Genomic DNA, 22,538 nt, shown 5'->3' with positions numbered 1-22,538 from the left:
AATGTCCCGCAATTGTAAGTTGGAGGCGCATTAAGCTTGGCAAACCGGAAGTCGCCAAAATGTCTCTGAGAGTAAATTACGGCAAGTTTTATTGTGCTCTTCCATGTTCCGGAGAAAAAGAAAGCGCCTTTTAAAGGCGCTTTGAGGTTTTATATCAGGGTAAACAATCGCAATTAGAATTCGCTGTTGAGCCGATTGAAGAACCCAAGCAGTTGCTCCAGCTCAGCGTCACTGAATTTCGCGGTCATCTCTCGGGTTAACTGCAAATGCAGGGCATCATGCTCTTTAAACATCTGCTCGCCCTTTTCGGTTAAGGATACCTGGATGGCGCGCCGGTCATTTTCCAGCGGCTGACGTTCGGCCAGGCCCGCCTTAACCAAACGTTCAACCTGCACGGTCAGGGTTCCTGTGGTAATACCGAGCTTTTCCGCCAGTTCCTTCATCTTCATAGGGCCGTGAGCCCCCAGGATCTCCACTGTATGGATCTGCGCCAGTGAAGCGCCTTGGTCTCTGACTACGCTCTGTTCCCATGAGGACAGACGCTCATAAAACTCTATGATGGCGTGGTTGATTGACTGTTGCAGCGAATCCTGCCGCTGTTGCTGTTTCATCTATTCTGGCACCTCAATGATGATGGTGATGATGTCCTGTCTGTGTGTGGCTCGCTTGCTCACATTCTTTGGCTCTCGGCGTAGCCGCTTTATCGCAGTCGGCACATTGATTGACTTCAATGGTCAGATGATCTATGCGACTGAAATCCGCCAGCAACTCATGATAATAGTCGGTACTGTGGGGAGCGTGGCTCACCAAAGAGATCATGGCTGCGTGATGATCGGCGCTGACCGGCCACACATGAATATCGGTTACCTTGTGGTCTTTTTCGGCTTCTATCCGTTCCACCAGCTTGCGACTGAACTCGGCTTCAACACCTGCGTCAAGCAAAATGGGGCTGGTCTGGCTGATAAGTCCCCAAGCCCAGCGACTGATGATAACAGCTCCGACAATGCCCATCACGGGATCCAGCCAATTCAATCCGAAATATTTACCGGCCAACAGCGCGCCAATTGCCAACAAGGAGGTCAAGGCATCGGCCAATACATGGAAATAGGCTGCGCGCAGATTATGATCTTTGTGTCCGTGGGAATCACCATGGTCGTGGACATGCAGGTGTCCGTGATCGCTGTGATGGCTGTGATTGTGGTCATGTCCGTGCTTGTGGCTATCTGCCTGGCTATGGCTATGTGCATGGTTATGCCCATGACTGTGGCCATGATCGTGACCGTGATGGTCCTTGAGCAGAAATACACTGACGATGTTGACGGTTAAACCTATGATGGCCACCAGAATCGCCTGGTCAAAATGAATATCTTCCGGATACAGGAGTCTGGAGCCGGACTCTATCAACATCAACAGTGCCACCAAGCCGAGAGCAATCGCACTGGTAAAACCACCGAGTACGCTGACCTTGCCGGTACCAAAGGCAAATCTGGGGTTGTTGGCATGTTTCCTGGCGTAAGAGTAAGCAAACAATGTCAGCATAAATGCAGCGGCATGAGTTCCCATATGCCAACCATCGGCCAACAACGCCATGGAACCGTATATAGTTCCGGCAACAATCTCGGCCACCATGGTGACCACAGTCAGCAAAAGCACCCACTTGGTACTCTTCTCTCCCTGCTCATTATGGTGGGTAAAGTTATGATTATGCTGCCAGCGCGTGGTGGTATGAAACTCTGAACTCATAGTTAGCCTGCTGTTATATTTTGATGTTCAAACTATTTGATAGGCGAAATATCTCTTTTTCCTGACACAATTTCAAGCATTGCGACTGAAAAAAATCACAAGTGTGACCATGGGATTAACAAACTTCATCCTAAAGTCGGGGGATTATGTCTTATTTGTGTCACCTTTCAGTTATCTGGCTGTCATATGGCGTCATTAGTCTTTGCGTCGCATTTGCAATTCCTATAACGAGATAGAAGATCACGGAGTGAAATCTTATGAGCAAGGCGACTTTCGATCCGACGCGTTATAACAAGAGTCAGAACGAACCTTTTGCCCAGGTACTGGATAAACACCTTTCCCGGCGCAATTTTGTAAAAAGTGGCTTGGGCGTCAGTGCCCTGACTGCATTCGGCGGCTTCGGCCTTGCCGGCTGTGGTTCCGACAACAATAACACCTCTGGCACACCGGATCCTGTGCCCCCTACTCCGGTTCCTCCCAGCCAATCCAGTGTTACACTCGGTTTTGAGTCGGTAGCCGGTTCTCGCCTTGATGCAGTGGTTATCCCTGAAGGTTACCGCGCTCAGGTCCTGGCTCCCTGGGGGACTCCGCTGAACAGTAAAGCGGCCGATTGGAAGGCTGATGGCAGTAATACCGCTCAGGATCAGGCCAACTCTGTGGGTCAAAACCACGACGGCATGCATTTCTTCCCGCTTAATGAAGCCGGAACCGATGGCCTCTTGTGTATCAACCATGAATACATTGAACAAGATGCCCTGCACCCCAACGGCCCGACTATGGATGCCGATACCGGCCTGAGAACCCTGGTCGATGAAGTCCGTAAAGAGATCAATGCTCACGGCATGACTGTGGTACGCATCAAGCTTAACGACGGCAGCTGGGAAGTAGTCAAGGACGACAAACACAATCGCCGCTTCACCGGTGCTTCCACCATGGATCTCAGCGGCCCGGTAGCCTACACAGACAAAGTCGTAACCGCCTTCTCGCCTGATGGCAGCCAGACCCGCGGCACCCTGAACAACTGTGGTAACGGTTATACCCCTTGGGGGACTTACCTCACCTGCGAAGAGAACTGGCCCGGCTACTTCGTCAATAAGGGCGAGATGACTCAAGCCCAAAGCCGTATCGGTGTCAGCAGCAGTTCTACCCGCTATGGCTGGGCCGATCTGGCCGGTCATGCCGAAGAGCGACTGGATGAATTTGCCCGTTTCGATGTCACCCCCAAGGCCAGCGATGCCATGTATGACTATCGCAATGAAGATAACGGCTATGGCTATATCGTCGAAGTCGATCCCTACAATCCCAACTCCCGCGCAGTCAAACGCACAGCCCTGGGGCGTTTCCGTCATGAAGGCTGCGCCTACGGCAAGCTGACCGAAGGCAAACCACTGGTATTCTATTCGGGCCATGACTCGCGCTTCGAATATCTGTACAAGTTTGTTTCGGCGGCGCTTTGGGATCCCAAGGATGCAGACAGCAGCAACCGCCTGGCAACCGGTGCCAAGTACATGGATGAAGGTACCCTGTATGTGGCCAAGTTTAACGAAGGTGGCGTAGGTGAATGGTTGCCGCTGACCATGGATGCCATGACAAAGGACGGCAAGACCCTGGCCGATACATTTGCCAGCCAGGCAGATATCATCATCAATACCGCCGGCGCCGCCGATTTGGTTGGCGCGACACCAATGGACAGACCCGAGTGGTGTGTTGTGGATCCTTTCACCGGCAGTGTCTATCTGACCCTGACCAACAACTCCAAGCGGACTGAAGCCAACGCCGCCAACCCAAGGCTTAAAAACAACTTTGGCCATATCATCCGCTGGGATGAAGGTGCCAGTGATACCGAGTTTAGCTGGGATATCTTCCTGTTCGGTTCTCCGGCCGACGGTGACGACGCCACCAACCTCTCCGGCCTGACTGAACTTAACCAGTTGGCCAGCCCGGACGGCCTGGCGTTCGATGCCCGCGGTATTCTGTGGATCCAGACAGATAATGGCGCCAAAGAGGTGACTGAGCACACCAACGACCAGATGCTGGCAATAGTGCCATCCAAGATGGTCGATGGCGACGGCAAGCCTCTGACAGTTACCGCCGACAATCAAACCGAGCTGAAGCGCTTCTTCGTCGGCCCCAATGGTTGTGAAGTCACAGGTTTTGCTATCTCGCCGGACTACACTTCGGTATTTGCCAATATCCAGCACCCGGGGAATTGGCCGGTATCGGCCAATGCCGCCGAGGAAACACCCATCGGCACCAGCATACGTCCGAGGGCAGCGACCGTGGTACTGCGTAAAGTCGATGGTGGTGAAGTCGGCATTTAAATAAACAGCTGTGTTTAAACGAACAGCCGGTTCACACGAACCGGCCTGAACTGACAACGCCCGCCAGGTTGAACCTGGTGGGCGTTTTGCCTCTCGATAACTTGAATTAAGAGCAAGCACATAGCTGGTACTATTTTGATTTGTATAGCAATACAAAATTATTTATGATTTTTTTGAAAATAAATAACCCTTTCTCAGAAGCTGGCCGTTTAACTCTACAGAAGCGCAATCATACACAGCGCCAATCCAATAATTGATTTCAGCCCATAGCGGGCCCATAAGGAGAAAACCTATGCTTAAGTCCGGCAAACTGAAACTGGCACTTATCGCTTCCGCTTTGTTATCTGCCCAGGTTTTGGCAGTCAGCCCGCCGCATCCACAGGGATACAATCAGAACATGATTACTGCAAACCAATTTGATGCCAACAGCTATCAGCCGCAGGATAGCAGCAAGATGTTCCCCGCCCCCAAAGAAGGCATGGTGCAACACATACTGACCCTGCCCCAATTGGAAAACGAAGACGACTACATGGTTGAAATTCAGGTGGGCCAAACCCAGATGGTCGACTGCAACAAGCACGGCCTGATGGGCGAGCTGAAGCAGATGGATCTCAAAGGTTGGGGTTACACCTATTGGGAGTTGGATGAAATTGGCCCGGGACGCTCGACCATGATGGCCTGCTTCGATAAGGCCAAGCATGAAGAGTTTGTTCGCATTCCGGGTGAATACAAGCTGAGATATAACAGCAAGTTGCCTATGGTTATCTATCTGCCTAAAGATGCCGAGCTGCGCTACCGGGTGTGGCGGGCCGAAACAGTGTTCAATTATTCCAAGTAACACAGTGCCTTAAGCCTTCTGGCTGCTCAAATAGAGCTGCAACAAACCTTTTCCCGGCCGGTTGCAGCTTTTTTGCTTTATTCTCGATTGCAGAACCTTATAATCGCTGCAGTTTTCCTTTAGAGCCTTTTTTCGGATGAAACTCAGCTTTGTACTCGTCTCCCCTGCTCGCGCCGCCAATGTTGGCGCTGCTGCCCGCGCAATCAAGACCCAAGGGTTCAATGAACTCATTGTGGTGAATTCGCAAGCTCACCGGGAAGAGGAAGCGGCCTGGGTCGCCTGCGGCGCCGAGGACATACTGGACAACATCCGTGAAGTGGCCAGCCTGGATGAGCTCAGAGAAGAGTTTGAGCTTATGGTGGCCACCACAGCAAGAGAGCGCGGCAGCCCACGACACTATTTAAGCCCGGCAGAACTCGGCGAACAACTGAGTCATCAGCAGGAACAGGTGAAGCGCACCGCCATCGTCTTTGGCTGTGAGGCCAGCGGCCTGAGTAACGCCGACTTGGCAATTTGTGACTTGCTCAGCTACGTACCACTGGCCACCGAATACCCTTCCCTCAATCTGGCGCAAGCCGTGATGGTCTATTCCTACGCTCTGGGTCAGGCTTTGGCTTGTGCCGATGGCAGCCTGGGGCTAAAAAGTGCTCAATCGCCGTTGGCACAACTCAGCGCCCTCAAACAAAAAGCCACCACTCTGCTGGAGCGAGTCGATGCCGCCGATGATGCCAAGTTAAGCCTGTGGTTGAATGAGAGCCTCTCTCGCCTCAGTGACAGAGACGCCAAAATGGCCCACCAACTGCTGGGCGATATACTCAAGAAACTCGACTGAAGTTACTGTGTTCCCTGGGTTAACTCTTTGCCGGTGCGCCGCCACGCAGGGCGCGGTATAGGGCTATCATAGCCAGCAACTTATCGCGTTTTGACTCGCTCAACGAAAGCTCGGCGCTGAAGCGTTGGCGCTGGGCATCCATCAAATCGAGTGAAGTAGCAACACCGTTCTTGTATCTGAGCCGCGCCAAGCGCACATACTCAGAGGAAGCATCGAGCAAGCGTTGCTGCTCTATCAGAGCCTGCTGCGTTCTCTGATAATCATTCATCGCATTGCGTACTTCCATATAGGCGTTCAATACCGTGCTGCGATAAGCAAGCATTGCCTGTACCTGCGCCTCGTTGGCTATCTCATATTCGGCGCTTATCTTGCCGGCATTGAAAATTGGCGCCGTGATCCCACCGAGCAGCGACCAGGTGAGCCCCTTTGAGCTGAAAAGGTTATCCAGGTTATTGGATTCGCGACCATATTCGGCAGTAATGGTAAACCCGGGGAAGAAGGCACTCTTGGCTACCCCGACCCCGGCCGTGGCCGCTACCAGAGCCTGCTCGCTGGCGCGTACATCCGGGCGGCGCGACAGTAGCTGTGAAGGCACCCCAACCGCCAGAGATTCGGGAAATTCACTGCTCACCAGTTTGGGAAGCTCCGGCAGGGGGTGATCGTAAGCCCCCAGTAAGATAAGCAACTGATTACGTTTAGCCTTGCTGTCATATTCGAGCTGAGGCAAGGTCACCATGGCGGTTTGATATTCCACTTCCGCCTGGTGTACATCGAGACCCGAGATCATCCCGTTGGCCCGCCTGAGCTTAGCCAGCTGCAGTTCCTTGGCGCGGATCTGTGCCGTTTCCCGGGAGATCTTAAGTCTTTGCTCAATATCGGTCAGCTCGTAAAAGGCGGTGGCGATATCACTGATAAGACTGATTTTGGATGCCTCAAGCAGCTCTGCCTGCGACAGAGTATTGGCCAGTGCCGCCTCACTGGCCCGGCGGTTGGCGCCCCAGATATCCAGCTCCCATGAAGCAACCCCGTTAAGGCCCAAGGCCGTCTTGGCACTGGGATCTTTATTGGTAATGGCACTGCTGAGTGACCGTTTGGCTTCAAACTCCAGCCCAAGCTCGGGCCACAGGGCCGCATCGACCACCCGCCCTTCTGCTCTGGCGGCTCGCAGCCTGCTCTGCATCATCGCCAGGTCGATATTGTTCCCCAGCGCCTGGCGAATAAGCGTCTGCAGTTCGGGATTGAGGAAAAACGTCTGCCACTCATCCTTAACGGCTTCATTGGACTCTACTTGCGGCAGCGTCTTCTCAAACTGCGCCGGCATGTTGAGCTCGGGGCGCTGATAATCCGGCCCCAGAGTGCAGCCCCAAAGGCCCAAGGAAAGTGTCAAAGCGAGTAGCGCCGGTCTAGTGCATTTGCAGCTGACAAGGCTCTTGTTCGGCTTCTCTTGGCTCATGGCTAATACTCCGGTCATCATAAGCCTTCCTCCGTTTCCGGCTTTTGGCTTGCCGAATCACCCTTAACCTTGGCGCGAACCCAACCGGCTGTGGTCACAAAGAACAGCGGCACCAGTATAATCCCTATGCTGGTCGCCAGCACCATGCCGCCAAGGATGGGAATAGATACCGAGTGACGACTGACTGAGCCGGGTCCGGCCGACAACACCAGTGGCAAGACACCGAGAATAAAGGCCATGGAGGTCATCAAAATCGGCCTGAAGCGCATCGCGGCGGCTTCCATTGCCGCCTCCAGTCTTGAACGGCCCTCCCGGTGCAGTTGATTAGCGAACTCGACAATCAAAATCGAGTTTTTGGCTGCCATCCCGATAAGGGCGATAAAGGCAACCTGGAAGAAGAGATTACTCTGCATACCACTGAGCAGTGTTGCCAAAGAGGCTCCCAGCATGGCGACCGGAGCAATAAGCAGCACGGCCACAGGAATGGTCCAACTCTCATACAGCGCCGCCAAAAACAGGAATACAAACACCAAAGCCAGCGTAATGGCGATACTGGTCTGGTTGGCCGAGCGTACTTCCTGGAAGGTAAGCCCGGTCCATTCGTACTTGAATTCGGGCGGCAGCATGGGCTTAGCTACTCTGTTGATTGCTTTTATCACATCACCTGAAGCATACCCGGCTGCCGGAGTGACGTTGATGGAAGCACTGGAGAACAGATTGTAGTGAGTCACAGCCGCCGGCCCCACAGTGTATTCATAGTCGGCCAGAACTCCGATAGGCACCATGACACCATTGGATGACCGGACATAATAATCTTTGATCTGCTGGGGGAACTGGCGATAACTGTCCTCGGCCTGAACCCTGACCTTATACACCCGGCCAAACAGATTGAAATCATTGACTACGGAGGAATCGGTAAAGGTCTTGATAGTGCTGTAAAGATCGGCCACATCCACCCCGATAGCCATAGCCTTGGCTTCGTTGACCGAGAGATACATCTGCGGAATGGAACCCTGCAGCGACATGGCCGCTGCCGCGACTTCCGGTTGTTGTTTGAGCTGCTCCACCAATTCGTTGCTGGTTTCCATCAGCCCCTTGAAATTGGTTCCCGAAGTATCCTGCAGCACCATTTCAACCCCGGAGCCGTTCCCCAAACCGGGCACGGCCGATGGCAGGTAGAGGTTGAACTCTGCCTGCAATACCTGGCTGAGTTCATGTTTCAGCTCTTTCATCACCTTCTGCACTGTGGCCTGGCTTTGCTCCCGCTCCGCCCAGGGCTTGAGGACCACTTCAAACTGGCCGTTGGCCTGATTCGAACCCGAGCGGCGGTTTTCACCGGCCAGGGTGAAGGACCAGGCTACCGCAGGATGGGCCAGCACATGGCGCTCGGCAATCTTGAGTACCTTTTGGGTGCGGTTGACCGTCGCTCCGGCCGGCAATGTCATATCAATAAAGAAACGCCCTTGGTCCTCATCCGGCATAAAGCTCGATGGCAAGTGGCTCATAATGTACCAAACCGCCACCACCATGGCGCCAAACACCAGGTAACTGCGCCGCGCATGTTTGTTGGCTACACCTACCAGGGATACGTATTTGTCGGTCAATTTGGAGAGGCGGTTGTTGAGCCAGAAGAAGAAACCGCTCTTGGCCGCATCGCCCGGACGCAACAACAAGGCGCAAAGTGCCGGACTAAGGGTCAATGCCACCACTGTCGAGATCAGCACGGCCACAGCAATGGCGACAGCAAATTCCCGATACATAATACCTGTGATACCGGCAAGGAAGGACACAGGAACAAACACGGCGCACAGCACCAAACTGGTCGCTATCAGGGCTCCGGATAACTCTTTCATGGCGCTGCGGGTGGCCGCCATCGGGCTCATGCCCTTTTCATTGATAAGTCGCTCGACGTTTTCCACCACCACAATGGCATCGTCAACTACAATACCAATGGCCAAAACCAGTGCCAGTAGGCTTACTGTATTGATGGTAAAACCAAAGGCCAGCATGGCGGCCAGCGTCCCTATCAAAGATACAGGTACCGCGATCGCCGGGATAAGGGTCGCCCGCAGGTTCTGCAAAAACAGGTACACCACCAACACCACCAACACCAGGGCTTCGATCAGGGTCTGCACTACCTCATCGATAGACTCTTCGATAAACACAGAAGCATCGTAAAACACCTGCCAGTCCATACCGCTTGGGAACTTGGTCGCGAGTTCGGCCATGGTTTCCTTGACCTTACGGGTCACCTCAAGGGCATTGGCACCGGGCAGCAAATACACCTGCAAGATGGTGGCGTTTTCCCCATTGAGTTGTGATTGTAAGGTATAAGCCGAAGAACCCAGTTCTACCCTGGCAATGTCACGCAAGCGAATGAGCGAGCCGTCGGGATTGGCGCGAACTATGATTTCCTCAAATTCCCTGACACTGGACAGACGTCCGCTGGCGGTTATCGGCAAGGTCTGGCTCAAGGCGCTAGTGTTGGGTTGGGTACCCACGGTACCAGCCGGAGTTTCCTTGTTTTGTGCCTTGATGGCATCGATAACGTCTGTGGTAGTCAGGCTGTGACCGGCCAAGGCATCCGGGCGCAACCACACCCGCATGGCATAACTGCGAGCGCCTGTGTTACGAACCCGGCCAACGCCGGGGATCCTTCTCAGTGCCGATTCGATATTGATGGAGGCGTAGTTGGAGAGGTAAATCTCGTCAAAACGGGGATCTTTGGAGGTCAATGACAGCTTGAGCAGTTCCACCGAGGAATCCTTGGAGACTGACACCCCGGCGGTCTGTACATCGATAGGCAAGCTATCGATGGCCTGCTGAGTGGCATTCTGCACATCCACCGCCGCCAGATCCGGACTGGTGCCCACATCAAAGGTAATGGTGACATTGGTGCTGCCGGAATTAGTGCTCTTGGAACTCATATAGATCATATTGGGCACACCGTTGACCTGCTGCTCCAGCGGTGTTGCCACAGACTCGGCGGCTGTAGTGGAAGCTGCCCCCGGATAAGAGGCTGAGATACTCACCTGCGGCGGCGTGATATAGGGATATTGATCCACCGGCAGCTGGAACATGGCTATCAAGCCCAGGAGCACGATAACGATACTGATAACAGCCGAGAATACCGGCCGTCCGATAAAGAACTGAGCCATTTACTTACGCTCCTGTTCTTTTGATTGCTGCTCCAGCGCCTCTTTCTTTTCCTGCTCGTCGAGCCGCTTTTGATACTCTTTGGCATCCAGCGGCTCGGCCAGTTGGCCATGACGCACACGGTGCATGCCTTCGACTATCACACGTTCACCGGCGTTGAGACCGCTTTTAACCACCACGCCTTCCGGGCCCTGGTATTCAATCACGATAAAGCGCCGTTCAACCTTATTGTCCGGCATCACCACCATCACATAGACGCCGCCCTGATCTACCTGAGTCGAGCGCTGCGGGATCACTATGGCATTGTCTATCTCACTGAGTTTGATCCTGACATTGGTGTATTGACCCGGCAATAACTCCTTGTCCGGATTGGGCAGTACCGCCCTCACCTCAAAGGTACCTGTGCTGGAATTGACCTGGGGATCGGTAAAACTGACGTTACCCAAATAGCGATAATCACTGTTGTCCGGTAAGGTGATACGCACAAAGCCTTCAACCGCCTTGCCTTCAGTTTCCGCTTCCTGCTGTTGGTTGTAACTGGTCATTCGCCGTCTGGCATTGAGGTAATCCAGCGCCGACATATTGAAATTCACATAGATGGGATTCACCTGCTTCACCCGTGTCAGCAGCGATTGCCCCTGACTGCCGACCAAGGCGCCGATATCCACCTCAGAGCGGCTGACCAGACCTGCGATCGGCGCTCTTATCTCGGTATAACTGAGTTCCAGCAGCGCCTCTTCCAGCTCGGCGTGGCCGGCGGCCAGGGCCGACTTGGCCTGCGCCAACGCAGATAGGGCATTATCATAATCCAGCTGACTGGCGGCATCCTGCTCATAGAGGGGTTTCAGACGCTTCACATCCCGCTGCGCCTTTTCCAGTATCGCCTGCTGCGACTCGACGTTGGCCTTGAGTCGATTAACCACAGCGTTATAGGGCCTGTTATCTATCTTATACAAGATATCGCCGGCATTGACCGCGCTGCCCTCGGTAAAGAGCCGCTCCTCGACAAAGCCATCGACGCGGGCCCTGACCTCCACATCCAAAGAAGCCTTGGTGATACCGACATAATTACCGTAGACAGGCACCGTCGCCTGTTTGACCTCTTCCACCACCACCAGTTTGGGCGTGATGGCAACGGGTTCGGGGTCACAACCGAGCAATAAAAAGCCACTGACGATAAGCAGTGGCATAGAGAAAAGCGATGCATTTGAACCCTTTCGGGCGAAGACGGTCATTAGCGCAGCAAAGACAGAGGACATAGCAGCTTCCAGCGTTCAATGGGAGATCCTGATTGTTAAACACCCCGACGTTTGGCGACAGGTTGTTCATTTACCAGTGTAAGTCCTTGAAGCTGCGTGTCAATTCCCGACTATTATTAAGGGAAAGCTAATAACTTATTTGAGCCTCAGAGTTTCAACCTGAAAGGCAAACTGCTCTTTAAGTGATTGAATATGCTCGGGCTTATTTTTTATCAAGCGGCTACGTGTTGCCAGACTGCTGCTGATAAAGAGCTTAAACCAAGTATCAAGCGCTTCGGCGCAGCCCTCTTCACCCAGAGACTGCAGCGTTAAAATTGCCACTTCGGCTGTACCCATCTGAAAGTCGCGGCTACCCTTTCTGAGCTGATAGCGAGCCAAGGTTTCGGCGCTGAATGACAACATAGGTAATTGATGCAGGTAAGCACTCTTGCGAAACATCTTCACCGCCTCACGCCAACTGCCATCGAGCAAAATGAACAGCGGTCGCTTGCCTTGCTCCGGATCTCCCTGATTAGCGAACACCTCGCTCAAAGCCTCAGTCACCACCTCTTGCCCCGGTAAGGCATATTCCCCCGGAAACACCAGATAAGGCTGATAATCCGGGTTTTCCAGCAAGGCTAAGAGTTGAGGGTCCGGCTGAGTTCTCGACCAAAGAAAGGCATGGGTATCCGGAATGAGATCGGCTATCAAACGCCCGCTGTTGCTGGGTTTCAATACCTCGGCATCATACATAAGCAAAGCAAACGCCGCTTCGCAGGGCAGAAGGCGCCTGTGCTCACAGGTACAAAAGCTCTGCTCCAACAGGCAACGGCCACAGCGAACAAGATTCTTGCCCCTTGATGCATAAGGCTTGGTCGACAGCGACTGTCGGTATTCATACAGACGGTGTACCGCGTGAGGTTGAATTGACATGAATTTCCCGAATTACAATGACTTAATAACTCTAGTGTACGACTTTCTTACCGCCAGCCTTGATGCTTTGACTGCCGTACGTAAGAGCCGGCGCAGTTTACTGCTGCATCCATGTGGCAGCAAGTCATTTAACCTCACTCTTGCCAGGATAGCCGGCACTTGGTGCTTGTCCATAAGGCCGAATGAAAGAGCCGATGGAAAATAATCCATCATCAAGATTTGTAAACATATCATTCCAATATAGAGACTCAATACAGCAATGAAAGCCCTCTGTAGTGCTGCCATAGCGCTTCCAAAGGTAAACACCCCCAACTTTTGGGTTATATTCCACCCAAACAATGTAAAGATTAAGGTACACAAACCTATTCTATAGAAAATGTTATCAATAGCTTTAATTTTTTTCTTGTATAACAGCGACTTCTGTCATTGAAATTGCAAAATTGCCGAGTATGATAGCGCCCGTCTCGGGAGCTCCCGAGCAGGAAGGGGCTGATACTTATCTCAAGAGGCACTCGCCTTGTCGGCATCTTCCCAAACGGTTCTTTAGTTATGGTTCTTTATCAAGGTTGTAGGAGTATTACTGTGGTACCTGATGAGAATGTTTCCGGCGTATCCTTGAAGCCTTTATTAATCATGCTGGTGATGATGGTCGCCAGCGGCCAGATTGCCCAAACCATTTTTGTGCCGGCGCTGCCTATGATGGGTGAGCAATTCAGTGTCAGTGCCGGGCAACTGCAGGCGATTATGGGCACTTATCTCTTGGCCTATGGCCTACTGCAATTTGTTTATGGTCCGGTATCGGACAGATTCGGTCGCAAGCCGCTGCTGCTCATCGGTCTCAGTCTTTTCGTCATAGGTGCCATCATCGCCGCCTGCGCCGAGAGCTTTAATACCTTGCTGCTGGCCAGCGCCATTCAAGGCTGCGGCACCGCCAGTGCCGGTGCCCTTTGCCGCTCTATTCCAAGGGATTTCTTCTTCGGCGAAAAACTGGTGCGTTTCAACAGCTATGTGTCCATGGCCGTGGTGTTCTCGCCGCTGCTGGCTCCCTTTATTGGCGGAGTGTTGAGTGTGCATTATGGCTGGCATGCCGTGTATTGGTTCCTGGCTTTTTTCGGTGTCTGCGTGGTGATAACCCTGGCGCTGAGGTTCAAGGAATCCCTCCCCAAGGAGAAACGCCAGCCGCAGTCCATGCTCAAGTCCTATGCCTTGGTGCTGAAGCACAGAGCCTTTCGCGGTTATCTGCTGTCCTTGGTGGCTACCTTCGCCGGGATTGCCGCCTTTGAAGCCATCGCCGGTATACTCTATGGCCAGGTGCTGGCTATGAGCCCCATGATGGTCAGTTGTTATTTCGTGGCGCCTATTCCGGGTTATCTGTTGGGAGCCTGGTATGCCGGCAGACAGGCATCACTGCATAAACTGTTTCACCACGGTGTAGCCCTGCTGGGTGCCGGAGCACTGTTTTTACTGCTGCCCGGCCTGTCAACTTTGGTGATAGGTTGGAGTCTACTGATTGGCTCAGTGCTCTTCTTTACCGGGGCCGGCATATTGTTTCCGGCGCTAACATCGGCGGCGCTTGAGCCCTTCCCGCGCCAAGCCGGGGTGGCCGGCGCCCTGCTTGGTGGACTGCAGAACTTTGCCGCCGGTCTTGCGGCCATGTTGATGTCGCTGGTGCCCATGATGGGACAACTCAGCATTGGGCTTTTGACTTCGTCCATGGTGGTGCTGGTGGTGTTGGCACTCAACTATGCCAGAACCCATCCGGATATCGATGTGCATACCGCCGGGGACCCGCTCTGATTTCCCTGTCAAACCATTAAGCAAGACCGGCCACTGGCCGGTCTTGCTGCTTCTACCCCTTACACTTCATGCTCTTCTTTGCGATTCAGACTTTGTTGGCGTTTCAGTCGACTGAGGCATTCGCTTTTGGACGTTATCCTTATGCGCCTTGCCAAACTGCGATCATGACAACAAAGCCAAAACAACCGAATAGCTCAGGCATAAAAAGCGCCCCTAAAGGAGCGCTGGTACCTAAATCTGAGGTTAAACCGAAAACAAAACCAACAGCCCTACCTTAAACGGTTTGGCGACTGATTAGGCCGGTTATTCTGCCAGCTCCTTTTCCAGTTGCTGCGCCACGGCTTCGGGCGAACTGGAATGGCGGGCAAACAGTGAATAAGCCACAGGGATGACCAACAGGGTAAACAAGGTGGCCAGCAAAATGCCGGAGAGCACCACCACACCGATGACAAAGCGGGTCTCGGCGCCGGCACCTTCGGCGAGCACCAGAGGCACGGCACCGGCGGCCGTGGTTATGCCTGTCATCAGTATGGGTCTGAGCCTTTGGTTGGCCGCCTGCAAAATAGCAGCATCAAAGTCGACCCCCTTATCCCTGAGCTGGTTGGCAAATTCAACAATCAGAATACCGTTCTTGGCCGCCAACCCCACCAACATGATGATGCCTATCTGGCTGTAGATATTCAGACTTTGACCGGTCAGCAACAAACCCACCAAGGCGCCCACGGTTGCCAGCGGTACAGTCAGCATGATCACCATGGGGTGAATATAGCTCTCAAACTGCGCCGCCAATACCAGGAACACTATCCCCAGTGCCAGCAGGAACACGAAGTACATGGAGCTGCCGGACTCCTGATAGTCGAGCGACTGACCTTTGTAGCTTATCAAGGCTTCTGCCGGCAGATAGGTGTGGGCCAAATCATTGAGATAATCGAGCGCCTCACCCAGGCTGTAACCTTCCGCCAAACTGGCCTCCAGCGTAATGGCCCGCATCCGGTTGTAGCGATGGAGCTGACTGGCGTCGGCAAACTCCTCTATGCTGACCAGGTTCGAGAGTGGGATCAGCTGCTTGCTGCGATCTGAGCGCACATAGATATTCTGCATATCCGAGGCGGTGTTTTGACTGTCGCGGTTCCCCTCAATGATCACGTCATACTCTTCACCGTCGCGCATAAAGGTAGTCACCAGGCGTGAACCCAACATGGACTCAAGCGTGCGCCCTATATGAGCGATGGAAACCCCGAGATCGGCCGCCCTGTCTTTGTCGATAACGACTCTGAGCTGGGGCTTGGTTTCCTTGTAGTCATGATCCAAACCGACGAGATTGGGGTTTTCCGCCGCTTTTTCCAGCATGATGTCGCGCCATCTGGCAAGCTCCTCATAACTGGGGCCGCCAATGACAAACTGCACAGGTTTGCCCACTCCACGGCCAAAGGCCTGACGCATTACAGGAAACGCTCTGACACCGGCGAGATCGGCGAGCCTGGCACGGACATCATTGATGATCTCCTTGGCGGGACGGCGCTGGCCCCAGTCATTGAGCACTATGATCGCCATACCGTTGGAGAAGTTGGCCGAGCCGCCCCAACCGCGAGGCGCACGGATCAACAAACGCTTGATTTCGCCGCTGTCGACCAGAGGCATCAAACGTTGCTCCACCTCGTTCATATAGGCTTCAATATATTCATAGCTGGCACCCTCCGGGCCGTTGACCATCAGGAACATAGAGCCCCTGTCTTCTTCCGGCGCAAACTCCTGCGGGATCAGTTTAACCATGTAGGCACTGGCCCCAAGAGCTGCTACCACCAACAGGGAAACCAGCAAGGGGTGCTTCATGGCGCCGGTGAGACTGCGGCTGTAAAAGCCTGCCAGAGCGTTCATTCCCTTGTCGACCTGCCGCATCAACCAGGTATCCTGGCTCGCGGGTTTAAGCAGCTTGGAACACATCATGGGGCTGAGTGTCAGTGCCACTATCGAGGAAAACAACACGGCGGCACTCATGGTGACAGCAAACTCTTTAAACAGCTTACCGAGATCGCCATCGAGGAAGGTGATTGGCATAAATACCGCCACCAACACCGCCGTAGTGGCAATAACCGCAAAGGCCACCTCACGGGCGCCGAGGAAAGCGGCTTTCAATGGACTGTCACCCTCTTCGATGCGGCGGTGAATGTTTTCCAGCATCACGATGGCATCATCCACCACCATGCCGATAGCCAGGATCATCGCCAGCAGAGTCAAGAGGTTAATTGTGTATCCCAAAGCATAGAGCACGATAAAAGTGGCCAGCAGGGATACAGGCACTGTCAGCGCCGGGATCAACATGGCGCGCACACTGCCAAGGAACAGGTAGATGACGATGATCACCAGAATAATGGCGATAAACAGCGTCTGATACACTTCATCGATAGAGGCTTCGATAAACACTGAGCTGTCGTAGGAGCGTTTGATCTCCATACCCTGGGGCAGAGTCGGGTTGATCTCATCCACCAGTTTATTCACCGCCCGCGCCACTTCCAAAGTATTGGCGGTAGACTGTTTGGAGACCCCCAAGCCTATCATGGCTTCGCCGTTACCACGGAACATGATCCGCTCTTCTTCCGAGCCGATTTCGACCCTGGCCACATCCCCGAGCTTAACCAGGTAGCCATCGCCCCCTTGGGTCAGCACCAGGTTGGCAAAGTCTTCGGCGGTGCGAAAGCTGCGTTCAAGCCGCACGGTAAAGTGACGTTCCTTGGATTCGATGGAGCCGGCCGGCAGTTCGACGTTTTCCGATCTCAGGGCCGCTTCGACGTCGGCTACGGTCAGGTTACGGGCCGCCAGTGCCTGGCGGTCAATCCAGACCCGCATGGCGTAAACCTTGCCGCCACCGACACGCATATTGGCCACCCCGTCGATGACGGAGAATCTGTCGGTGAGGTAACGGCGGGCATAGTCGGTGAGCTGCAAAGTGGTCATCTGATCCGACACCAGATTGAGCCACATGATCACTTCATCGCCGCCATTGGCCTTTTGCACTTCCGGCGGATCGGCCTCTTCCGGTAAGTTATCCAGCAAACCGGCAATCCGGTCACGGACATCGTTGGCGGCGGCTTCAATATCGCGGTCAATATCAAACTCAAGCACCACAGAGGAGCGGCCATCTGTGCTGGAAGAGTCGATATGACGTATGCCTTCAACGCCACTGATCCTATCTTCAATCAGCTGAGTGATACGGCTTTCCACCACAGAGGCACTGGCGCCACGGTAGCTGGTATCTATCGAGACTATCGGCGGGTCGATATCCGGGTATTCGCGTAGTGGCAACTTACCGAAGGACACCAGACCGAAAGCGATCAGCAACAGGCTGATGACCGAGGCGAAAACCGGCCGTTTAACGGAAATGTCTGTCAGTATCATGCTGTGGTCTTCGCCTCTTCAGCCGTCAGGAAGCTGAAATGTTCCTTGAACTCCACCTTGACCTTGTCACCGGGACGGACCTTGAGGATCCCGCGAATGATCACCTGCTCACCCAGCTCAACGCCTTCGAGAATTTCCACCCAGCCACGGCTGCGCAGCCCAATAGTAACCTGACGCTGTTCCACCACACCTTCACTGTTGGCCAGATAGATGTAGTGACGGTTTTGAATAGGAATAATGGCCGACTCAGGCAGCAACAACGCCTCACGGTTTTGCTTGATAAGCTTGACCTTCATCAACATGCCCGGTAGCAGTTGACCATCGGGGTTGGGGATTTCGGCGCGCACCACTACTGCCCGTGTGGTTGGGTTAACCCGGCTGTCGATGGAAACAACTTTGCCGCGAAACAGTTTATCCGGGTAAGCGACCGCGCTGGCTTCCACGATTTTGCCCGGCAACAAGTCCTGAATAAAACGCTCGGGAACCGAGAAATCCAGCTTGATCACCGAGATATCATCCAAGGTGGTGATCACCACTCCTGGGGTGACCAGGCTGCCGACCGAAACCTGGCGTAAACCCAGGCGACCATTGAAGGGGGCGGTGATCTGTCTGTCCCGCAGCGCCGCCTGTGCCTGCTCGACTTCGGCCCTGGCACTTTCTATCAGAGTTTGCAGTCGGTCGCGCTCGGTTTCTGCGACTGTCTTGCTGGTGACCAGAGAGCTGATGCGGTCGAACTCGCGGGTATTCTCCCGTACCTTGATCCTGGCCAGTTCCACTCTGGCCTGCTGCTCGGCGTCCTGCAGCTTGGCAAGCAGTTGCCCTTGCTTGACTATCTGACCATCATCGAAGCGAATCGAGGTCACCACATCGCTGACCTTGGGGGTGATGGTGACTGACTCATAGGCTTTGGAAGTGCCAAGGGCCTCCACTTCATCCCGCACAGCCTGAATGGCTGCCTTATACACCACAACATTGGGTACCGGGCGGGCCTTTCTCTCCGCCGGGGCTTGCTGCTGATGCCATTGTTGATAACCAATGGCTGCGGCCGCCAGTAGTACCAAAAGGAGTATTATTTTTTTCATTGGTTGTCCGAAGGTACAGAGTTTTATGGGTAAAACAGTTTACTCTGCGACTTATCGGCTTCAATACGTTTTACCTTTTCTTACAAATTACATTTATTTGACACAGATACACACACAGTTAAAACAACTGCATCAAAGCCGCCGGAACAAAGATACAGGCTATAGATTGACTCAAAAACCAAGGACTATTCTGCAAATGACTTTACAAACAGGGAGGCGTTGATTTCATCTATCGTGCGGTAAAGATGAAGGAGTAGGACAAATATCAAACAAAAACATTATAAATTAAATGGTTATAAATGGCTGGTGCTGAGAAAGCCACAGAACTTCGGTACCGACTTTTGGCACCCAAGGGCAGCAATAGGCTTATGAGGAGATCAAAAAAGGCGCCGAAATCGGCGCCTTTTCAATCACACTCTCTGATATAAACCCGCAGAGCTTAACGCACTTTACGATCTTCGCGCATCAAATCCGCCAGGTTCTGATAGACGGCTTCAATGGTCTCATTCGCGAGCGGTTGGTCGGCCACATCGTGCAGGCGGATCTCAGTCTGCTCTTTGTTGGCGGCACTTTCCTGCAGCAATAAACGATAGCTACCCTCTTTAAGCGCTAACTTGTTATCGCCCCACAGGGAACTCCAGAAGCCGGAGTTGTCATTCAAGTTAACGTAGAACAAACCTTTGCTTGAGTCCATGTCCACCACTTCCAAACCAAGCTCAGGCAGTACTATCCGCAGACGATCCCAGGTACGCTTGAATGGCGCATCAGCCACCCAGTAGCTCTCGCTGTCGCCGCCCTGATGCAATGACATATCAATACCCAAACTCTGCTTGATACGGTTGGCCTTGATCATCTGCTCCCGTTTGAGGCTCATATAGGCCACGGCGCTATTGAGCATATCTATGGTGTAACGGCGCTTATCTTCACCACTGAGCAGTACCGGCAGCTCTGAGCCGTCGTAATGCTCTTCGTGATCTATGAGGTTAATCACCAGGTTGCCTGTGCGGCCATGAGGACGAACTTCGACATCGAAACGGAAACGCTGGCGCAGCTGGTAGACTTTATCGCTGCCAAACCAGGAAGAATCGAGCACCTGCTCTGTTTCAATCCAATCTGTTTCGATAGCGCCTTTATCATAATCTTCAGAGACTATGCCATAGCCTTGCTTTTGCAGATAACCCTTAACCGTGCTGAAGATCTCCTGTTTGAGATCAACGCTGTTGTCGATGGACTCAACCACCACTTTGATGTTGTCGCTGCCCTCTTCCACATGGGTGCCTTCAGCCATGGGCAGCACTTGCAAAGGCGGACGAATATCGAGTTTTTCACCAACAAACTCAGCATTACTCATGGCGCCCGCTTGCGGGATCTCAAACTCTTTACTGAACCTTGGGGTGTCCAATCCTTCCGGGATCACCAAGGGAGCTGAAGTGCCGGCTTCAACATACTCGAAGTTGCCATTGGCCTGACGACGGTCAATCGGCGTACTGCAGGCTGAAACTGCGACAACCAGCACTAAGGGGGAAACTTGCTTTAGCATTAAATTATTCAACCTCTATCCCGGCTTTTTGCATTGCGTTAAGCAACAGACCATGAAACTCCTCGGAAAGTTCAGTCAAAGGCAAACGAATTGTGCCTTCGCTGATGAGTCCCATGCGATGGGCCGCCCACTTAACCGGTATTGGGTTCGCCTCACAAAAGAGTGCACTGTACAGGCCGCTCAGGGGTTCATCCATGGCTTTTGCCTCTGCCGCTCTTCCTTGCAGCGCCGCCTCACACATGGCCTTGAACGCCTTAGGGACGATATTGTTGGCAACCGAGATCACCCCGTTGCCACCAAGGGCCAGGAATTCGCGCGCCGTGGCATCATCACCGCTGAACAGCAGAAAATCATCGCCGCAAAGCTCACGCAGCCGTTTAACCCGTGCGAGATCGCCTGTGGCTTCCTTAACCCCTATGATGTTGGGCACATCACAAAGTTGAGCAACGGTTTCCGGCTTCATGTCAACCGAAGTGCGGCCTGGAACGTTATACAGAATTTGGGGAACATCCGTACTGGCTGCAACCGCTTTATAATGGGCAACCAACCCCTTGGGAGTGGGCTTGTTGTAATAAGGTGTCACCCCCAGCATGGCAGCCACATCGAGTTTCGACAGACCCTGGGTCAGTTCTATGGCTTCAGCGGTGGCATTGGCGCCATTACCGCCTATGACGGGAATACGGCCTGCGGCAAAAGAAAGGGTTTGTGACACCACTTCGAGGTGTTCGCGAATGGGCAGAGTGGCAGATTCGCCTGTGGTACCAACTGCAACTATGGCATCGGTCCCCTGCTCGATATGAAATTCCACCAAACGCTCGAGACTTGCAAAATCCACTGAGCCATCGCCTTGCATGGGCGTAATTAAGGCTACGATGCTTCCGTTTATCATCTTATGTCCCCAAGATTTCAGGATTCGCTATGGTACTGGTGCAGCCAGCCAATGACAAGCACTGTCAGGGCTAACAAATCGAATTAGTTGTGGTAGCATGGTTGACCGCACAAAAAACTCAGCTCAAAGGGGCTGAGTTTTCGCTCTATGATACCGGAAATATGAGGAAAATTCATGACCAACTACCTGGTCGTTACCGCTATGGGGGCCGACCGTCCCGGCCTGGTCAGCAAACTGGCAAGATTAGCCAGTGATTGCGACTGTGACATAGTCGACAGCCGCATGGCGCTGTTCGGCAACGAGTTTACTCTGATTATGATGTTGTCCGGCTCCTGGGCATCCATTACCAAGATAGAAACCAGCCTTCCCAGTCTCAGTGTCGAACTTGAACTGATGACGGTAATGAAGCGCACCTCCAAGCACACGCCGCAAAATTACATCTCGCGCATTGAAGTGACTTTCAACGGTCAGGACCAGCGCGGCACCATGAAGCGCATCTCCCAGTTCCTGGCAGACAGGTCCTTGGATCTCGGTGCGGTGCGCTCCTACTCGGAAGAGCTGCCGGACGGCAGCCAGACTCAGCACGTTTTCCTGGCCATCAATATCCCGGAAAAGGTCGAATTGGATAAACTGGAAACCAGCATCCAGGCCTTGGCCGAAGAAATGTCCCTGACCTGCAACATCAAACGTATGCAGGGTATTGCGGTCCCCAAAGCCGATTGAATCCCACTCATCCCAGATAAAGATCAAAAGGATTGAACGCATGAACACCTTAAAAGCAGGCGACAAAGCGCCACTCTTCACCCTAAAAAACCAAAACGATGAAAATATTTCACTGCAAGATTGCCTGAAAAAAGGCCGGGTACTGGTGTATTTCTACCCCAAGGCGATGACGCCTGGTTGTACAGTGCAAGCCTGTGGCCTGAGAGACAGCAAGGCGGAACTGGACGAATTCAATGTAACCGTGCTTGGAATAAGCACAGATCCCGTGGCGAGACTGGGCAAGTTTATCGATAAGCATGAGCTCAACTTCACCCTGCTCAGCGATGAAGACCACGCAGTAGCCGATGCCTTCGGTGTCTGGGGCGAGAAAAAATTTATGGGCAAAGTTTATGATGGCCTGCACCGCCTGAGTTTCCTGATTGACCAGGATGGCACCATCAGCCACAGGTTCGACAAGTTCAAGACCAAAGATCATCATCAAGTGGTGCTGGACTATCTCAAGGGATAAACCCCACGGCTACTTTGCCGGCTCCTATTGCCGGCATTCACCGCATCCCCAAGCCAGAGACACTAAAAAGCCCGCAATGCGGGCTTTTG

16 protein-coding genes are annotated in these 22,538 nt (G+C 53.3%); 6 read left to right on the top strand and 10 right to left on the bottom strand.

The window, feature by feature from the left end:
* Positions 1–173: 173 nt before the first annotated feature.
* Together ACF8D4_RS08395 and ACF8D4_RS08390 are read right to left on the bottom strand one after the other, a co-directional pair.
* Positions 174–611 carry a MarR family winged helix-turn-helix transcriptional regulator gene (locus tag ACF8D4_RS08395; RefSeq protein ID WP_025009721.1) on the bottom strand — a complete coding sequence of 146 codons (438 nt, stop codon included), beginning with the start codon at positions 609–611 and terminating at the stop codon, positions 174–176.
* A gap of 13 nt (positions 612–624) precedes the next feature.
* A complete protein-coding gene (locus tag ACF8D4_RS08390; RefSeq protein WP_208159842.1) occupies positions 625–1,743 on the bottom strand; it encodes a cation diffusion facilitator family transporter in 1,119 nt (372 codons plus the stop codon).
* A 257-nt stretch (positions 1,744–2,000) separates the two neighbouring features.
* Here ACF8D4_RS08390 and ACF8D4_RS08385 point away from each other — a divergent pair, with 257 nt between their 5' ends.
* From ACF8D4_RS08385 to ACF8D4_RS08375, 3 genes are all read left to right on the top strand, one after another.
* On the top strand, positions 2,001–4,064 hold the full coding sequence (locus ACF8D4_RS08385; protein WP_071237664.1) for a PhoX family phosphatase: 2,064 nt from the start codon (positions 2,001–2,003) through the stop codon (positions 4,062–4,064).
* 292 nt (positions 4,065–4,356) lie between these two features.
* A complete protein-coding gene (gene eco, locus ACF8D4_RS08380) occupies positions 4,357–4,902 on the top strand; it encodes a serine protease inhibitor ecotin (RefSeq protein WP_044734463.1) in 546 nt (181 codons plus the stop codon).
* Between the two features lie 136 nt (positions 4,903–5,038).
* Positions 5,039–5,734, top strand: a complete 696-nt coding sequence (locus ACF8D4_RS08375) for a tRNA/rRNA methyltransferase (protein ID WP_044734462.1) — start codon at positions 5,039–5,041, stop codon at positions 5,732–5,734.
* 19 nt (positions 5,735–5,753) lie between these two features.
* On the opposite strand, the gene ACF8D4_RS08370 is transcribed toward ACF8D4_RS08375, so the two are convergent.
* From ACF8D4_RS08370 to ACF8D4_RS08355, 4 genes are all read right to left on the bottom strand, one after another.
* Positions 5,754–7,208 (bottom strand): efflux transporter outer membrane subunit, encoded by a 1,455-nt coding sequence (locus tag ACF8D4_RS08370; RefSeq protein WP_304715003.1) that lies wholly within the window; start codon positions 7,206–7,208, stop codon positions 5,754–5,756.
* Entirely contained in the window at positions 7,205–10,345 is a 3,141-nt protein-coding gene (locus tag ACF8D4_RS08365; protein ID WP_123116309.1) for an efflux RND transporter permease subunit, read from the bottom strand. Before ACF8D4_RS08365 ends, ACF8D4_RS08370 begins: the two co-directional genes overlap by 4 nt.
* Positions 10,346–11,602, bottom strand: a complete 1,257-nt coding sequence (locus ACF8D4_RS08360; protein WP_392468590.1) for an efflux RND transporter periplasmic adaptor subunit — start codon at positions 11,600–11,602, stop codon at positions 10,346–10,348.
* A 135-nt stretch (positions 11,603–11,737) separates the two neighbouring features.
* Positions 11,738–12,514, bottom strand: a complete 777-nt coding sequence (locus ACF8D4_RS08355) for a tRNA-uridine aminocarboxypropyltransferase (protein ID WP_025889957.1) — start codon at positions 12,512–12,514, stop codon at positions 11,738–11,740.
* Positions 12,515–13,096: 582 nt separating this feature from the next.
* Between ACF8D4_RS08355 and emrD the strand changes: the two genes are divergently transcribed.
* Positions 13,097–14,311 (top strand): multidrug efflux MFS transporter EmrD, encoded by a 1,215-nt coding sequence (gene emrD, locus ACF8D4_RS08350; protein ID WP_255265331.1) that lies wholly within the window; start codon positions 13,097–13,099, stop codon positions 14,309–14,311.
* A gap of 303 nt (positions 14,312–14,614) precedes the next feature.
* Here emrD and ACF8D4_RS08345 read toward each other — a convergent pair whose 3' ends face one another.
* The 4 genes from ACF8D4_RS08345 to dapA all read right to left on the bottom strand — a co-directional run bounded on the left by ACF8D4_RS08345 (position 14,615) and on the right by dapA (position 21,218).
* Positions 14,615–17,707: an efflux RND transporter permease subunit gene (locus tag ACF8D4_RS08345; RefSeq protein ID WP_028779221.1), complete on the bottom strand. Its 3,093-nt coding sequence runs from the start codon at positions 17,705–17,707 to the stop codon at positions 14,615–14,617.
* Positions 17,704–18,789 (bottom strand): efflux RND transporter periplasmic adaptor subunit, encoded by a 1,086-nt coding sequence (locus tag ACF8D4_RS08340; protein WP_025009714.1) that lies wholly within the window; start codon positions 18,787–18,789, stop codon positions 17,704–17,706. Before ACF8D4_RS08340 ends, ACF8D4_RS08345 begins: the two co-directional genes overlap by 4 nt.
* Before the next feature lie 439 nt (positions 18,790–19,228).
* Positions 19,229–20,329: an outer membrane protein assembly factor BamC gene (gene bamC, locus ACF8D4_RS08335; RefSeq protein WP_234522171.1), complete on the bottom strand. Its 1,101-nt coding sequence runs from the start codon at positions 20,327–20,329 to the stop codon at positions 19,229–19,231.
* A 4-nt stretch (positions 20,330–20,333) separates the two neighbouring features.
* On the bottom strand, positions 20,334–21,218 hold the full coding sequence (gene dapA, locus ACF8D4_RS08330; protein WP_261752501.1) for a 4-hydroxy-tetrahydrodipicolinate synthase: 885 nt from the start codon (positions 21,216–21,218) through the stop codon (positions 20,334–20,336).
* A 174-nt stretch (positions 21,219–21,392) separates the two neighbouring features.
* On the opposite strand from dapA, the gene ACF8D4_RS08325 reads away from it, so the two are divergent.
* The gene (locus ACF8D4_RS08325) at positions 21,393–21,941 is read left to right on the top strand and encodes a glycine cleavage system protein R (RefSeq protein ID WP_025009712.1); all 549 of its coding nucleotides are present in this window, start codon (positions 21,393–21,395) and stop codon (positions 21,939–21,941) included.
* A 40-nt stretch (positions 21,942–21,981) separates the two neighbouring features.
* A complete protein-coding gene (bcp, locus tag ACF8D4_RS08320) occupies positions 21,982–22,449 on the top strand; it encodes a thioredoxin-dependent thiol peroxidase (protein WP_028779224.1) in 468 nt (155 codons plus the stop codon).
* The last annotated feature ends 89 nt before the right edge of the window (positions 22,450–22,538 follow it).

The sequence above is a fragment of the Shewanella sp. YQ_9 genome, assembly GCF_043103185.1.
In the GTDB taxonomy this organism is placed as follows: domain Bacteria; phylum Pseudomonadota; class Gammaproteobacteria; order Enterobacterales; family Shewanellaceae; genus Shewanella; species Shewanella algae.
The sequence above is the reverse complement of the archived record's forward strand: the minus strand, read 5'-3'. Positions and strand labels throughout refer to the sequence as shown.